This window comes from Neopusillimonas aromaticivorans, assembly GCF_030344915.1.
Lineage (GTDB): Bacteria > Pseudomonadota > Gammaproteobacteria > Burkholderiales > Burkholderiaceae_B > Neopusillimonas > Neopusillimonas aromaticivorans.
Map to the genome: position 1 here is coordinate 1462731 of NZ_CP128233.1, position 15883 is coordinate 1478613.

Annotated in this window: 12 protein-coding genes and 4 pseudogenes; 5 read left to right on the forward strand and 11 right to left on the reverse strand. The window is 58.1% G+C overall.

Annotated features, from left to right (window positions below; all coding sequences use genetic code 11):
- The first annotated feature begins 11 nt into the window (after nucleotides 1–11).
- A pseudogene (ccsB, locus tag N7E01_RS07925) lies at nucleotides 12–1361 on the forward strand (c-type cytochrome biogenesis protein CcsB).
- A gap of 93 nt (nucleotides 1362–1454) precedes the next feature.
- On the opposite strand, the gene N7E01_RS07930 reads toward ccsB, so the two are convergent.
- The 3 genes and pseudogenes from N7E01_RS07930 to lysA form a co-directional block, all read right to left on the reverse strand.
- A complete protein-coding gene (locus tag N7E01_RS07930; protein ID WP_289175412.1) occupies nucleotides 1455–2747 on the reverse strand; it encodes a GGDEF domain-containing phosphodiesterase in 1293 nt (430 codons plus the stop codon).
- On the reverse strand, nucleotides 2705–3991 hold the full coding sequence (locus N7E01_RS07935; protein ID WP_289175414.1) for a hypothetical protein: 1287 nt from the start codon (nucleotides 3989–3991) through the stop codon (nucleotides 2705–2707). Before N7E01_RS07935 ends, N7E01_RS07930 begins: the two co-directional genes overlap by 43 nt.
- Before the next feature lie 63 nt (nucleotides 3992–4054).
- Nucleotides 4055–5319, reverse strand: a pseudogene (gene lysA / locus N7E01_RS07940) (diaminopimelate decarboxylase).
- Between the two features lie 305 nt (nucleotides 5320–5624).
- On the opposite strand from lysA, the gene cyaY reads away from it, so the two are divergent.
- The gene (gene cyaY, locus N7E01_RS07945; RefSeq protein WP_289175415.1) at nucleotides 5625–5957 is read left to right on the forward strand and encodes an iron donor protein CyaY; all 333 of its coding nucleotides are present in this window, start codon (nucleotides 5625–5627) and stop codon (nucleotides 5955–5957) included.
- A 1-nt stretch (nucleotide 5958) separates the two neighbouring features.
- On the opposite strand, the gene N7E01_RS18695 is transcribed toward cyaY, so the two are convergent.
- From N7E01_RS18695 to N7E01_RS18705, 3 genes and pseudogenes are all read right to left on the reverse strand, one after another.
- Entirely contained in the window at nucleotides 5959–6132 is a 174-nt protein-coding gene (locus N7E01_RS18695; protein WP_350494984.1) for a hypothetical protein, read from the reverse strand.
- 5 nt (nucleotides 6133–6137) lie between these two features.
- Nucleotides 6138–7117 (reverse strand): annotated as a pseudogene (locus tag N7E01_RS18700) (penicillin-binding transpeptidase domain-containing protein).
- Complete coding sequence (locus N7E01_RS18705; RefSeq protein ID WP_350494985.1) at nucleotides 7000–8430, reverse strand: transglycosylase domain-containing protein; 1431 nt, start codon at nucleotides 8428–8430, stop codon at nucleotides 7000–7002. Before N7E01_RS18705 ends, N7E01_RS18700 begins: the two are co-directional and overlap by 118 nt.
- A gap of 161 nt (nucleotides 8431–8591) precedes the next feature.
- Here N7E01_RS18705 and N7E01_RS07955 point away from each other — a divergent pair, with 161 nt between their 5' ends.
- The 3 genes and pseudogenes from N7E01_RS07955 to N7E01_RS07965 all read left to right on the forward strand — a co-directional run bounded on the left by N7E01_RS07955 (nucleotide 8592) and on the right by N7E01_RS07965 (nucleotide 11378).
- Nucleotides 8592–9122: a shikimate kinase gene (locus N7E01_RS07955; RefSeq protein WP_289175417.1), complete on the forward strand. Its 531-nt coding sequence runs from the start codon at nucleotides 8592–8594 to the stop codon at nucleotides 9120–9122.
- A 64-nt stretch (nucleotides 9123–9186) separates the two neighbouring features.
- Nucleotides 9187–10230 carry a 3-dehydroquinate synthase gene (gene aroB / locus N7E01_RS07960; protein WP_289175765.1) on the forward strand — a complete coding sequence of 348 codons (1044 nt, stop codon included), beginning with the start codon at nucleotides 9187–9189 and terminating at the stop codon, nucleotides 10228–10230.
- A gap of 9 nt (nucleotides 10231–10239) precedes the next feature.
- Nucleotides 10240–11378 (forward strand): annotated as a pseudogene (locus N7E01_RS07965) (deoxyguanosinetriphosphate triphosphohydrolase).
- 67 nt (nucleotides 11379–11445) lie between these two features.
- Here N7E01_RS07965 and dsbD read toward each other — a convergent pair.
- The 5 genes from dsbD to rplQ form a co-directional block, all read right to left on the reverse strand.
- Complete coding sequence (gene dsbD, locus N7E01_RS07970) at nucleotides 11446–13032, reverse strand: protein-disulfide reductase DsbD (protein WP_289175418.1); 1587 nt, start codon at nucleotides 13030–13032, stop codon at nucleotides 11446–11448.
- Entirely contained in the window at nucleotides 12980–13444 is a 465-nt protein-coding gene (locus N7E01_RS07975) for a protein-disulfide reductase DsbD N-terminal domain-containing protein (RefSeq protein ID WP_289175766.1), read from the reverse strand. The genes dsbD and N7E01_RS07975 overlap by 53 nt, the downstream gene beginning before the upstream one ends.
- Nucleotides 13444–13776 (reverse strand): divalent-cation tolerance protein CutA, encoded by a 333-nt coding sequence (cutA, locus tag N7E01_RS07980; protein ID WP_289175420.1) that lies wholly within the window; start codon nucleotides 13774–13776, stop codon nucleotides 13444–13446. Before cutA ends, N7E01_RS07975 begins: the two co-directional genes overlap by 1 nt.
- A 232-nt stretch (nucleotides 13777–14008) precedes the next feature.
- Nucleotides 14009–15181, reverse strand: coding sequence for an ABC transporter substrate-binding protein (locus tag N7E01_RS07985; protein ID WP_289175422.1), 1173 nt, complete (start codon nucleotides 15179–15181; stop codon nucleotides 14009–14011).
- Between the two features lie 289 nt (nucleotides 15182–15470).
- Nucleotides 15471–15866, reverse strand: a complete 396-nt coding sequence (rplQ, locus tag N7E01_RS07990; RefSeq protein ID WP_289175424.1) for a 50S ribosomal protein L17 — start codon at nucleotides 15864–15866, stop codon at nucleotides 15471–15473.
- Nucleotides 15867–15883 lie beyond the last annotated feature (17 nt).

Below are 15883 nucleotides of genomic sequence, written 5' to 3' on the forward strand. Positions count from 1 at the left end.
CGAGGCCCATCATGTCTGAAACCACCGTTTCCACTTCCAGCTGGAACGCCGCCATGAGCGCCAGTGGCGATCGTCGCGGCCTGCGCGGCAAACCCGACCTGTCGGATATTGCCTTCTTTCTGCTGCTTGCCGCCGGCGCAGCCTGGGCGATGTTCCGCTTCCCGGACAGCATGGACATCTATGAAAAGGCCATTCTGGCCCTGACCGTACCGGGCGTGGCCTGGATGGCCTGGCTCTGGCGGCCCCTGCGCACCTTGTTCATTGCCTCAGGCGTCAGTGCGCTGTTCGCCATCTGGCTGTATGCCGCCGGCGGCCCCATTGACCAAGGCGATATCACCCGCGCCGAAACCGTATTTTTCCTGAAATACCTGTTTTCATCGCAGTCTGCCATTCTCTGGATGTGTGCGCTGTTTGTGCTGGCTACCGTGGCCTACTGGGCCGGTTTTTTCAGCCACACGGCCAGCTGGATGGGAACCGCCCTGACCTGGGGTGCCGTCTATGCGGGCACCACCGGCATGCTGGTGCGCTGGCGCGAAGGGCATTTGCTGGGGCCTGATATCGGGCACATTCCGGTCAGCAATCTGTACGAGGTGTTCGTGCTGTTTGCATTGATCACGGCGCTGTTCTACCTGTATTACGAACGCCGCTATGCCACACGCGCCCTGGGGGTTTGTCCTGCTGGTGGTGACGTCGTCTGTCATTTTCTTGCTGTGGTACACCTTCACCCGTGATGCCTTTGAAATTCAGCCCTGGTACCGGCCCTTAAAAGCTGGTGGATGAAAATTCACGTACCCGCCAACTTCATTGGCTACGGCACCTTCTCGCTGGCAGCCATGGTCGGGTTTGCCTATCTGGTGAAAGAGCACGGCGCAACCCAATCGCGCAAAAAGCTGATCCCGCTCTTTATCCTGGGTGCCATTCTGTGTTCGGAACCCCTCATGTTCGGGTCACGTGAATTGTCCGCGACCTGGATGTTGTACTTTGGTATCGGTGCCGTGCTGGTGGGCATCATTCTGGCGTTCCGTCGGCCCATTGCCAACAAGCTGCCGTCGCTCGAAATTCTCGATGACATCATGTACCGTGCCATTGCCATTGGCTTTGCCTTCTTTACCGTCGCCACGATTCTGGGGGCGCTATGGGCGGCCGACGCCTGGGGCACCTACTGGCAATGGGATCCCAAAGAAACCTGGGCCCTGATCGTCTGGCTGAATTACGCCGCCTGGCTGCACATGCGGTTGATGAAGGGTCTGCGTGGCACGATGGCCGCCTACTGGGCACTGGTCGGCCTGGTCATCACCAGCTTTGCCTTCCTGGGTGTGAACATGTTCCTGTCAGGGCTTCATTCATACGGTGAGCTGTGATGCCGCAGTACGGCAAACTGTAACGTGCTCAATAGTCGCCAATCTGCTGTCAATACATATTAAGCAGCCAAGCAGCGAGCACAGCAGCCTTGCCTACAGCAACCGGCTGCTGTCGTCGCCATTAGGACGCACGTAATAGCTCACGAACTGACGAGTCTTGTGGTCGTCGATAAAGCTGGCACTGTGACGTGCTTTCGAAATCAGTTCGGGCTGCTGAGGGCGCGACACCACATACCCCTGCACGTAATCGACACCCAGATCCTTCAGCATCCGCAGCGTAGGAATGTCTTCAGCCCATTCGGCAATGGTGAACATGTTCAGGCTGCGGGCCAGGGTCACAATGGCGCGGACGATGGCGATATCGGTAGGATGCTCGGTCATGCTGCGCACGAAGGCGCCGTCAATTTTCAGGGCATTGGCGGGCAACATTTTAAGGTAGGCAAACGAGGTATAGCCCGCCCCGAAGTCATCCAGGGCCACCCGCGCACCCATCGCCTGCAAGCGCGCAATAAACGTGCGTGTTGTGTCCAGATCTTGCAGGGCAACCGTTTCTGTAATTTCAATCAGCAACTTGCGGGCCACATGCTGGTAACGCTGAAACGTGGCAAAAAATGACTCGACAAAGTGAGGGTCATTCAATGACATGCCGTTCAGGTTGACGCACACAAAGGCCGTATTTTCAAGCCGGGACTGGTTGGCATCGAGCCATTCGAGCGTGGTGCTGACCACCCACTCATCAATGCGCGTCATGACGCCGCTTTCTTCTGCCGCAGAAATCAGTTTACCCGTATGAACCGCCACGCCCTTGCGGTCGTGCTTGCGCAACAGAACCTCGAAATTCAACGAACCGAACGGATCGGACAACGACATGATGGGCTGCATGACCACCGAAAAACCATCGGTGGAAAATGCGCTGGTAAATTCACGCAACAACCGCAACTCAAGGCTTTGATCGGCCAGTTCGCGGGCGTTGTACTGCTGCACCACAACCTGTGCCCCTTGCTGCTTGCGGGCAGTACGGGCAGCCCGCTTGGCCACAACCAGGGCATCACCCGGTTCAATGTGAGCATGCTTCAATTCCACCAGCCCCACCGCGCACTGGAACCGGAACGGCGCACTGCCGATCATCAGGGGCCGGATCAGCAGATCATCAATAATGCGCTGGGCCAGCTCACGGGCCTTTTCAAGCGTGATATTGGCAAAGAATATCAGGAACTCGGACCCCGTCACGCGGCCCAGCTGCCCGTCAATGCCCAGAATTTCTTTGATGCGCTCGCAAATCTGGCGCAAGATGTCGTCGCCAGCCGCCTTGCCGTACAGATTATTGACGGTTTTCAGCGAGCTCAGCTCGAGATAACCCAGCAAGAACGTTTCCCCCGCTGCCATGCGCTCGATGCAGGTGCGCAGCTCGATGTCGATGCCCTGGGGTTCATGGCCCCGGTCAACGGGTCCTGGTTGGACTGCAGGCGAATGCGCGACAAGGCATCGCCATGGCCGGTGATGTCCTGCAACGACCCTTCAACCTGGCCGTTTTCAAGCACAGCTTTCAGCAAATAAGAACGCGGTTGCTGTTCGGGATACAGACGCTGGCTTTGTATTTCAATCTCGACCTCGCCATCGCGTTCCAGTTGATCAAGCAAACGTATCCAGCCATCACGGCCAAAATGGTTTTCCCAGCAACCCCGTTCGCCTTCCAGACTGGCAATACCGAGCAATTCTTTCATGGCTGGATTGGCACGCACCAGACGACCCTGCAACGACAGGCTGAACAGCCCCACCGGCGCAACCTGATAGACACGCTTCAGTTCGTCTTGTGCACGGATACGATGCTGACGTTCGTGACGCTCGCTGTTGGCAATAACAAGGGCGATCAGCAAGCTTGAAACGAAGGCCGCACCAATGTGCAGTGCCGTATCATCAAACAGGTGCAAATCAAGCGCTTGCGCAAGCACGCCCACGCCACCCGAGCCGATGGCGACCACCACCGCCAACGCAATGCTGTACCACACCGCCTGGGTTGAACGGGTTTGGCGAATAATCAGCGCAAGCAACCAGGCTACCAGGCACACCGCCACGGCCACCAGCATCCACATGAAGGGCAGGAACTGCTCGTACGACAGGCCCAATGCGGCCGCCAGCATCACGACACCCGACAGACGGCCGGCCGTTTGCAGGCGTTCGTAACCCACGCGAGCCAATTCTGTCTTGAACAGCTGAGAGAACAGGGCATAGGTCAGGATGTAGTACAGGGCAATACTGAGAGACCGCATCAGCGGCACCAGGGACTCGGGAACAGCCTGCCCCAGCCACTGGGTATCCCACCCCATGGACAACGCCGTAAGCCTCAGGTTGCCCACCAGCCAGCCGGCAAAAAGCACATAAAGCCACTTTCGGCTGGCCACAGAAACCAGCAACAAGCCCATGGACAAGGCCAGCACAATGCCCTCGAGCATGGGCATGACCTGCACCGCCCCGGACGCGAAGTAACTGGCTCGCCCCCAATAAACCAGGGTACCCATGGCCAGCAACACAACAATGACAGGTGCCAGATACGCAGCGAAGTCACTGAACACGCGGTCAACGCGGGAGCGTCGGACGCGGTCTTTCACTTCGATATCTGACGCGTTCATGTCAACCAAAATAAAACCATCCTGACTTCCGGTTCTGTGCTGTCATGGGTAACCGCTCAAGGCCTAATCAAGCGTACATTCATCGGCAAAGAGGCTTTGAAGAGTCTCACGCGGGCGAACCACTTTGAAAGCCTGATCGTCAACCATGATCTCGGCGGCCCTTGGACGTGTATTGTATTGGCTGGCCATGGTGAACGCATAGGCACCCGCGGACATAATTGCCAACAGGTCACCCGGCGCGAGGGAAAGCTGGCGGTTTTTGGCCAGCCAGTCACCCGATTCACAAATGGGGCCGACAATGTCGTACGACTGTACCTGGGCCGACGAGGCCTGAACCACCGGCTCGACGCTGTGCCACGCATCGTACAGTGTAGGGCGGATCAGATCATTCATGGCTGCATCAACAATGGCAAAGTTGCGAGCCTCGGTGTGCTTGAGGTATTCGACACGGGTCAGCAAGATGCCGGCGTTGCCCACTAGCGAGCGCCCCGGTTCTAGCACGATTTGCAGATGACCCAACCCTTGCGCCTGCAACCGCGGAAACACTTCATCGAGCAGCATTTTCGGGGTCAACGGGGTTTCGTCGGTATAACGGATGCCAATACCGCCACCCAGATCAAGATGGCGGATGTGAATCCCGGCGTCAGCCAGCCGCGCAATCAGGACCAGCAATTTATCGAGCGCATCAAGGTAAGGGCTGACCTCGGTAATCTGGGAACCAATATGGCAGTCAACACCGACAATTTCCAGGCTGGGCCAGGTGGCGGCGCGCTGGTACACGGCCGGCGCCTGCTCGATATCGATACCAAACTTGTTTTCTTTGAGCCCGGTGGAGATATACGGATGCGTTTTGGCATCGACGTCGGGGTTGACCCTGAGCGACACCGGCGCGACCACGCCCATATCGTGAGCGACCTGCGCCAGGCGTTCCAGCTCGGGTTCGGACTCGACATTGAAGCACTTGACACCAGCTTTGAGGGCGGCCTGCATTTCCCAGACCTGCTTGCCCACACCGGAAAACACGATTTTTGACGGGTCAGCCCCCACCGCCAGGGCACGTGCCAATTCACCACCGGAAACAATGTCAAACCCCGCCCCGAGCTTGCGAAACTCGTTCAATACAGCCAGGTTCGAATTGGCTTTCATGCCAAAACACACCAGCACATTGCGGTTTTCGGCCGCCTGCCGGTAAGCCCCCAGGCGTCGTGCAACGCTTTTTTCGAGTAGACATACAACGGTGTGCCGAAGCGTTCAGCCAATTCGGGCAAAGGCACATTTTCGGCGTGCAGAACACCTTTTTGAAACGCAAAATGGGGCGAAACAGTCATTGAGAAGAGAATTATTGCAATTTATGAAAGGCGACAATGATAGCAATGATTACCTGTCGCCTGCTGTTTTAACACACTGGGGTTAACGCGATGTTGCAGTGCCTTCAGCCATGCCAGCCGGCGCAGCAGGGGGCTGGACCAGTGCGGGTTCGGCCGGTGGCGGCATATACAAGCCCCCTTGTAACCACAGCCCGCCAGCAGTACAAATACCGCCATGCTGGCTACAATGCGGGTAACAGACACTGCGGGGGTCGAACGGGGCGCTCGCATATCTTTAAACTCCTGAAGCTTAACGGGTAGTCATTATGACCGAAACTGAATTCCTGGCACGTGCCGACGCCATTCTGGATCACCTTGAAAGCCAGTCTGACGATTGGCTGGCCCTGTACGATTTTGATGTCGATGCAAGCCGCAACGGCAACGTGCTGACCCTGATCTTCAACAACAGCATCCATGTGGTGATCAATAGCCAGGCACCTTTGCAAGAAATGTGGGTGGCCGCGCGCACCGGTGGTTTCCACTACCGCTTCGACGGCGAGCGCTGGGTGGACACCCGCGGCGGCCCCGATATGGCTGAGGCACTGTCACAAATCTGCACCGACGCCAACGGCGGCCAGCCGCTTAAAGTCACGATCTAGATCAGAACTGTACGCGCTGTGTCTGGGCTGGCTGGGGTGCCGGCCCGAACGACGGTTCGACAGACACCGCGCTGCCATCCAGCTGGTTCAGCAAATCGCCAATGCCATCCGATGGCGTCGCCCCATCGGGCAACTGGCCATTCAGCATCAATTCTTCGGGTGACGGCAATCCCACACGCGCTACGGCCTTGCCCGGCGGGAATTCAGCGAAGTAAAAGTCACCCCTTCACGCAACAGGCCATCAGGCAGAGGGCCTGGCTGGGCAACGGGTTCATTTTTAAGTGCAAACCGCATGTAATCGAGCCAGATCGGCAGCGAAGCGCCACCACCAGTCTCGCGCGAACCGAGCGAACGGGGTTTATCAAAGCCCATCCAGGCCACCCCCACCAGCTTGGGCGTAAAACCGGCAAACCACGCATCGTGCGAATCATTGGTCGTGCCGGTTTTTCCGCCCACATCAGGACGCTTGAGGTCTCGGGCCAGGCGAGCCGCCGTACCCTGGCGAGCGATACCGCGCATGATGTCGTTCATGACGTACGCCGTACGCGGATCAATGACGCGGGCCGCCGCATCGCCGGCCACCACCGGTTTGGCCTGCATGACGACCTTGCCATCGGCATCGGTCACCCGGTCGATAAGGTAGGGCGGCACACGGTAACCCCGTTGGCAAACACCACATAGCCTGCAGCCAGCTGCATGGGCGTAACCCCGCCCGCACCCAACGCCAGCGGCAGCACCGCCGGGTTGCGGGCCCGGTCAAAACCAAACCGGGTGATGTAATCTTGCACATACTGAGGGCCGACGGCCTGCATGATGCGGATCGAAACCATATTCTTGGATTTGTACAAGCCTTCGCGCAGCGTCAGCATGGGCTCGTAGCTGTTGCCATAGTTCTTGGGTTCCCAGGCTTTGGAGCCCGTTTGTGCGGCCGTCAGGCGGAAGGGCTCGTCGGACACCTGGGTGGAGGGCGTCAGGCCACGCTCGAGCGAACTGGCATAGATAAATGGTTTGAACGCCGACCCGGGCTGACGCCACGCCTGCGTTACCCGGTTGAACTGTTCTTCGAAGTCGAACCCCCCACCATGGCACGAATTGCGCCGTCTTGCGGCTGCAAGGCCACGAACGCCGCCTGCACCGAGGGCTTGTTCAGCAGTTCCCAGTAGTCACCGTTTTTACGGATATAGACCACGGCACCCCGCGAAATACGTACATCAGACTTGGCATTCTTTGCCAGACCACGTGCAATCACCTTGAGCGCCGACTTGTCGGTAATTTCAACGATTTGCTCGGGGCTACGCGCGACAACAACCTTGTCAGGCGCGGCGGACAACACGACACCGACCATCAGATCATCGCTGTCGCGGTACTTGTCTTGTACTTTCTCGAGAATCTCGTCGAACTGCTCTGCATTTTGCTCGACACCGGCCGGCAAATTGATGGTTTCCTCGGGGCCGGGGTAGGGTGCACGCCGTGTGTAGTCGAGAATACCGTTACGAACAGCCTCGTAGGCTTGCTGCTGCTCTTTGGAATCAATGGTCGTATAGATATTGAAACCACGCGAATAAATGTTGTCTTGATAGACGGTGAACAGCAGCTGGCGCGCCAGTTCGGCCGCATATTCGGCATGAATCGCATAACCGCCCGCCGGCGTACCAGGCGCCGACTTGAGCACAATCGGTTGCTGCGACGCCTGCTGGTATTCTTCAGGGGTGATGTAGCCCAGGTCGCGCATGCGACCCAGCACGTACATCTGGCGCGACTTGGCACGCGGCATATTGGCAATGGGGTTAAAGCGCGACGGTGCCTTGGGTATGCCCGCCAGCATGGCCGCTTCAGCAATGGTGATGTCGCCCAGCGGCTTGCCGAAATAGGTCCGCGAGGCTGCCGCAAAACCGTACGAACGATGGCCCAGATAGATCTGGTTCATGTACAGGTCAAGAATTTCGTTCTTGGACAGCGTTGCTTCAATCTTGAATGTCAGCAGCAACTCGTAGAATTTACGGGTATAGGTTTTTTCTGACGACAGATAAAAGTTTCGCGCCACCTGCATGGTGATGGTACTGGCCCCCTGCGATTTGGCCATACTGGTAATGTTGGCCACCGCCGCACGCGCCACACCCTGCCAGTCAATGCCACTGTGCTGATAGAAGCGATCATCTTCTGCAGCCAGAATGGCCGACTTCATGACATCGGGAATTTCATTGAAGCGCAGCACATTGCGGCGCTCTTCGCCGAATTCGCCAATAAGCACCTTGTCGGCCGTGTAAATGCGCAGTGGCACACGGGGCCGGTAATCAATCATGGCGGAAAGGTCGGGCAGATTGGGCCACGCCAGGGCCAAGGCCAGCGCCCCCAACAACGCACCACACACGCCCAGACCCGCGAAAAATACAGCGGTCTTGATCAGGAGACGCCCGAACCAGTGATTGGATTCCGGTGCGGCGTTCTTGGAAGATTTTGCAGATGAACTCATTTAACGGCGATTTTAAGTCGGGGAAGAATCAGACTATGATGGCTGCTTCAAGATTATGTAACAGTTTAAGTCAGCAGCACCGGCCACGAGCCCTATGGCTGGTGGGATAATACACAAATGAACGAAAAAACCTGTACCCCGCTTGCGCCGAAACGACGCTTTTGCCTTACAGCCGCCCGGTCATACTGGTTGGCATGATGGGCGCGGGTAAAACAACCATCGGGCGAGGTCTGGCCAAAGCCACCGGACGTGACTTCATCGACCTTGACCACGCCATTGAATCACGATGCGGCGTACCTATTCCTCATATCTTTGAGGTCGAAGGCGAAGAAGGGTTCCGTAAACGCGAAACCCTTTTACTGGATGAATATTCGCAGCAACCCGGCATTGTACTGGCCACCGGGGGTGGAGCGGTACTGGCATCAGAAAACCGTCGCATCCTGACAGAGCGAGGTGTTGTTATTTACTTACGCGCTGCGGCCGACGAGCTTTACCGGCGGGTCGCCAAAGACCGCAATCGGCCATTGCTGCAAACGGCCAACCCCCGCGAACGGGTGGCGCAATTGCTGGCACAACGTGCGCCACTGTACGAGGAAGTTGCCGATATCACCTTCGACACCGGCCATCTCCCTGTCGCGCAGGCCGCCACAGCACTGGCGCAATTGCTGCACTCAACACCTGTATCTCCATAATCATCACTGCACCGTCTCTTATGACCACCACTGTTAACGTTGCTACCCTGGCGGGCACTACCCCATCCACATTGGTCCCGGCCGTCTCGACCACCTGCACGACAGCGTCCCGGCCGATGTCACCGCCATTGCCGTTGTCACCAACCCCACCGTCGGTGCCCTGTACGCCGAACGAGCCATGGCGGCCCTGCGCAAAACCGGGAAAACCGTCATTTGCATCGAATTGCCCGACGGCGAAAGCTACAAAGACTGGCAAACACTTAATCTCATCTTTGATGGCTTGTTACAAAATCGCTTCGACCGCAAAGGGTTGCTCGTGGCCCTGGGCGGCGGTGTTATCGGCGACATGACCGGTTTTGCCGCAGCCAGTTACATGCGCGGCGTGCGATTCCTGCAGGTGCCCACTACATTGCTGTCCCAGGTTGACTCCTCGGTGGGCGGGAAAACCGGCATCAATCACCCGCTGGGCAAGAACATGGTGGGGGCGTTCTACCAACCCATCGCCGTTGAAATCGATACCGACGTTCTCAAGACACTGCCCGCGCGCGAAGTCTCGGCCGGGCTGGCCGAGGTCGTGAAATACGGTCTCATCATCGACGCCGGGTTTTTCGACTGGTGCGAACAACACGTTGACGACCTGCGGGCCCTTGAGCCCCAGGCCATTCGTCACGCCATCAAGCGGTCCTGCGAACTCAAGGCACACGTGGTCGGCAAAGACGAGCGCGAATCGGGGCTGCGGGCCATCCTGAACTTCGGGCACACCTTTGGTCATGCCATTGAAGCCGGTATGGGGTATGGTGATTGGCTGCACGGCGAGGCTGTCGGCTGCGGCATGTTTCAGGCCGCTGAACTCTCGGCCCACACGGTCGGGCTGGACAGCGACAGCGTCACACGCGTCAAGCACGTCGTCCATGCCATCGGCTGCCCCGTTGTTCCTCCAAACCTCGGTACCGAACGCTGGATCGAACTGATGCAGGTTGACAAAAAGACCGAGGGCGGCCATCTGCGCTTCGTTCTTCTGCCTAAAATAGGACAGGCCATCGTTCAGGGGGCACCGCTGAACGTACTGCGCGACGTACTGCATAAAACCTCGGTGCCGGTAATGTAAGGAGCTTGAATGACGGCCCTGGCCCCGTATGCCTGCGACCCTTCGCTTTCGCGTGGGCGCCTCCATCACGAACCGCCGCCGGTGGGCCGTTCCGAATTCCAGCGTGACCGCGACCGCATCATTCATTGCAACGCCTTTCGCCTGCTGGAATACAAAACCCAGGTCTTCATCAACCATGAAGGGGACCTGTTCCGCACCCGCCTGACCCACAGTATTGAAGTGGCCCAGATCGCCCGCAGCCTGGCACGCAACCTTGGGCTGCACGAAGACCTGACCGAAGCCATTTCCCTGGCGCACGACCTGGGGCACACCCCGTTTGGCCACGCCGGGCAAGATGAACTGAACGCCTGCATGCGCGAGTTTGCCCCCGACGCCGGCGGCTTCGAACATAACCTGCAAAGCCTGCGGGTTGTCGACACGCTTGAAGAACGCTACGCGGCGTTCAATGGCCTGAACCTGTGCTTTGAAACCCGTGAGGGCATTCTGAAACACTGCTCGCTGAAGCATGCCCGTCAATTGGGCAACGTCGGCGAACGGTTCCTGATGCGTCAGCAGCCCTCGCTGGAAGCCCAGATCGCCAATCTGGCCGACGAAATTGCCTACAACAACCACGACATCGACGACGGCCTGCGCTCGGGCCTGATTACCATCGAGCAATTGCAAATGCTCGAGATTTTTGCCACCCACTACGCCCAGGTGGTGAACCGTTATCGCAACCTGGATCGCCAACGTGCCATTTCAGAAACCATTCGGGCCATGATCAACACCCTGATCATCGACCTGACCCGTACCACGCTTGAGCATATTGAAACCCACCGGCCCGACAGCCCGGATGCGGTGCGACGCAGCCCGCCACTGGCGGCATTTTCACCCCCATCCGGGCCCAGGCTGACGCGCTGAAACGCTTCCTGCTCGACAATCTGTACCGCCATCATGCCGTCATGCGCATGACGGTCAAGGCCCGACGCATTGTGCGTGACCTGTTCATGGCCTATCTGAATGAACCCCGCCTGCTGTCTGCCACCTGGCGACGCGATACGGCGGTCGAGCAGGCACGCGCCATTGCAGACTATATTGCCGGCATGACCGACCGCTTCGCCATCAAGGAGCACCGGGAACTGTTCCAGATGGGCGGGGCGCAGGTTTAGGCGCGGCCTGGATGGACAACGCCAGTATTCACTGGCCAGCCCAGGACCTGTCAGGGTAGGGCCGGGTTTATTCCGCCTTGCCTGCTGCCTGTACACGCTCAAGCACGGTCGCAAAATCGGCGGCATTCATGAAGCCCACGACCCGTTCACTGTTGATGTAATCGCCGCCCGCCGTAAAAAACAGGATGCCGGGCGGGCCGAACAGGTTGAAACGACGTAACAGGGCACGGTCGTCATCGGTGTTTTTGGTGACGTCGGCCTGCACCAGAACGAATTGCTGCATCAGGCGCGCCACAGCAGGGTCGGTAAAGGTGAATTTTTCCATTTCAATGCACGACACGCACCAGTCGGCGTAAAAATCCAGCAAGACCGGACGATTGGTGTTGGCCAGCAGTTGATCCAGTTCCTGCACCGACGCCACCCTGACAAACCGGGACTTGATATCGTCAGACATTACGGCAGACGCGGAGGCTGCGGCACCTGTAGCATTCATGGTGGTAGACGACGCAATGAAACCACGCAGCGGTTGCAAAACACTGTAGGTGCCCGACGCCATCCCTGCCAGCATCAGTACCGCCCACACGGCCAGCATCAGGCCAACGGCCTTGCGCAACGCCGGCCACACGCCGGCGGGACCGGCTTTCAACAACCCCAGCAACAACGCCGACCACAAGGCCAGAACAGACCAGCCCACAACCATGATGGCGGCGGGAAGCACCGGATTAAGCATCCACCACGCCGTTGCCAGCAACAGCAGGCCAAAGCCCTGACGGATGCCTTCCATCCAGGGCCCCGCCTTGGGTAACATCGCCCCGGACCCGGCACCCAGCACCAGCAACAACACACCCTGCCCCCAGGCCAGGGCAAACAAGGCCGCACCACCCAGGACCCAGTCCCCGGTCTGTGAGATGAACAACAGCACACCCGCCAGTGGCGCGGCGACACAGGGCCCGATGATCAGTGCCGACAACAGCCCCATGACAAATGCCCCGCCATAATGCCCGCCGGGAATTGCGGCCAGGCGCTGGCTAAGGGCGGACTGCATGCCTGACGGTGCCTGAAAGGTATAGACGTTAAACATGGCCAGGGCCAGCAAGGCCAGCAAAACAGCAAACAAGGCCAGCACCCAGGGCGTTTGCAGCCATGCGGCCAAACTGGCACCGGCCAGGCCCGCGGCAATACCCATCGCGGTGTACAAAATGGAGACACCGAGCAAATAGGTCGCAGCCAGCGATAGCCCGCGCCAGCGCCCGGGTTTAATCCCGGCGTGCTGACTGCCCGCAATGACCGTCAGGACAATCGGCACCATGGGCAGAACACACGGCGTAAAGGTCAATAGCACGCCCAGCAACAGACTCAGGCCAATCACTGTGAACGGATCGGCATTCACCAGATAACTTGCCAGCCCCGCGTCGTTGCCCGCCAGCGCACTGGTCAAACCCGAACGGGTTTCCGGACCTGCTTCGACGGCCCCCATTGACGCCGCAGAGTCTGCCGGGGTTGATACGGCCGACGTGCTGGACTTGCCCGGGTCAATGACGTTAGCCAGCGGCTCAGGCACGCTCTTGACCACCCCTGTGCCACTGACCTGATACCCACCGTCAACCTGCGTCAGCTGCAGGGTTTTGGTGATGGGGGTAACACAGGCCGGCATCGGCACACCCCTGACTGGTCACCGCCAGTGTCTGGGGACCATTACCCGGCTTCAACATCACACGCAGCGTGACCTGCCGGTAATAAACTTCAAGATCTTCGTTAAAGGTTTCATCAAACTTGACCAGGCCGGGCGGGTAGAGCACATCGCGCACGGTATCGGCAGCAGGCTGGGTAGCCACGTCGAACCGCGTGCGGTACATGTAGTACGCAGGTGCGATGGTGTAATGAATGTGCAGTTCGTCGGGGCCCACCTGCGCAGCCGACATGACAAACGCCACATCGGGGTCGAGGAAATCGTCCTGGGCTGCCACCGGCAGAGCCGATACGACAGCCAGAACAGCCAGCAATCCCATAAAAAAGGCCCGGCTTCGGGCATAAAACCTGTACAACATTGAATAAGTGTCCTGCATCAAGTCGCCGGAGCCTGTGTTTGTTCGTGAACCCAGACCGCATATGGCTCAAACCCGCCAATGACCGGCAACACCAGGATCTCGGGCACCTCGTAGGGATGCAATGACTTGATCTTGTGAATGACATCGGGCACACGGGCGCGCGTGGTTTTGATGGTCAGGGGAATTTCCGACGTGCCTTCCATTTGCCCCTGCCACATGTACATGGACAACCCCGGCGCGCCAAGGTTCACACACGCGGCCAGATGTTCTTCAACCAGGTAATGGGCAATGCGTTTGGCAAGCAGTTCGTCGGGGGCGTTGCTTAACACGAGGACCAGTTCAGGATTCATGAAGCACCTTCTGAAAATACGGGCTGGCGGGGTGGGGCGACGGAACGTGGCATGGCATGGCGTGCGTTTCCGGAACGTGCCCCCAGTGTAACGCAGCCATTGAAATGCCCCGCAAGCGACTGACACTGCGGGGCAAAAGGACGGGGTATACCCGTTGGCGCTGCACATCCGGCCCGACGGGTAAACCGGGGCCGGCAAACGCAGGCACCACGCTCACCAGATCACAGGATCATCAGTTCATTTTGCACTCAGGCGCGAAGTGATCCTTGTGATTCTGAAGAACTTTGCGCTGGACATTTTGAACCAGTTCACCCTTGTCGTTACGCTCGATGCGGATCAGGTAGTAATCCTGGACGGGATGATGGTTGGTGTCGAACGCGAAGTTGCCTCGCACCGGCTGGAACTCGGCCTTGCGCATTGCCGCACGGAATTCATCCGCTTTGGCCATGTCGCCACCGTTAGCCTTGAGTGCAGAGCCGATCAGGTTGGCCGTATCGTAGGCTGTGGCTGCATAGTGCGTTGGCGTACGGCCATATTCGGCCTGGAAGGCCTTCACGAACTCGGCATTACCGGGTACGTCAAGGGTCGGGGCCCACAAGGCCACCGTATACAGGCCTTCGGCCGCGTCACCGGTTGCACCCAGCATCCGGCCGTCCATTGAAAACACCGGCAGTACCATTGGAATGGTCTTGCTCAAACCCGCCGCAGCGTATTGCTTGGCAAAATTGATGCCCAAACCACCCGGATGGAACTGATAGATGGCATCGGGTTTCAGATCACGAATGCGTGCCATCTCGATCGAGAAGTCCGACTGGTCAAGTTTTGTGTAGATTTCAGCGACAACTTCGCCCTTGTATTCGCGTTTGAAACCCGCCAATGCGTCACGACCGGCCTGGTAATTGGGCGCCAGCAAAACCACTTTCTTGTAGCCCAGTTCGTTGGCGGCCGCACCACCCGAGGCGTGCAAGGCGGAATTTTCATAGGACGCCACAAAATAGTTCTTGTCGCAACGGCTGCCCGCAAACGGCGACGGACCTGCGTTAGGGCTGACGTAGAACCCACCGGCATTCACGATGGAGGGGATAATGGCTGTTGATACGTTTGAGAAAATCACCCCGGAAAACAGGCGCACTCCATCGGCAACCATACGGTCGACAATCTGCTTGCCGTTGGCCGGCTTCAGGCCATCGTCTTCTGTGATGACATTGACGGCCACACCACCCAGCTTGCCACCGCCTTGCTTGACGGCAAGGTTAAAACCATCACGCGCATCTTCACCCAGATACCCCGCAGGCGTGCTTAACGTCGTAATGAAACCGATCCGGACGGGATCTTGCGCCTGTGCGGTTGCCCCGAGGGCCATCAATGCCGAAGCCACACAACCTAGTGCTATTTTTCTTAACATGTACTACTCCTTTGAATGAGGGGTTCAGTGCCCCGGACAATGGCAGATTGAATACCGGAAATTGCCGGAGCATTTATCTGAAACACCGCTAAAGAGTATTGGTTTTTATTTCGTACGACAACCTGAACAAGGCAGGGTTTTCCCGGGAATTAGCAAAAAAGTTTAAGCTTGAAGCAAACTGGTGCAGGATTGTTCAACAATAGTGAGCGATCGCACCAAAAAAACCCGGACAGGCCCGGGGTTTTCAAATACTGCGGCGACACGAATGCCGCCACCGACACTTCAACGCTTATTCAGCGTCTTCAGCACCGTCAACTTCTTCAGCTTCAGGACGGTCGACCAGTTCCATGTAAGCCATGGGCGCGTTGTCGCCCTGGCGGAAACCCATTTTCAGGACACGGGTGTAACCACCGTTACGAGCCTGATAGCGGGGGCCGAGTTCTGCAAAGAGTTTGACAACAGCATCGCGGTCACGCAGGCGGGCAAACGCGAGGCGCTTGTTGGCCAGTGTGGGCTCTTTACCCAGAGTGATCAGGGGTTCGATAACGCGGCGCAGTTCTTTGGCTTTGGGCAACGTGGTTTTGATGGCTTCGTGAGTGATCAGCGAAACGGCCATGTTGCGGAACATTGCCAAACGGTGACTGCTGGTGCGGTTGAGTTTACGTAATCCACTACGGTGACGCATGATATTTCCTTTGAATC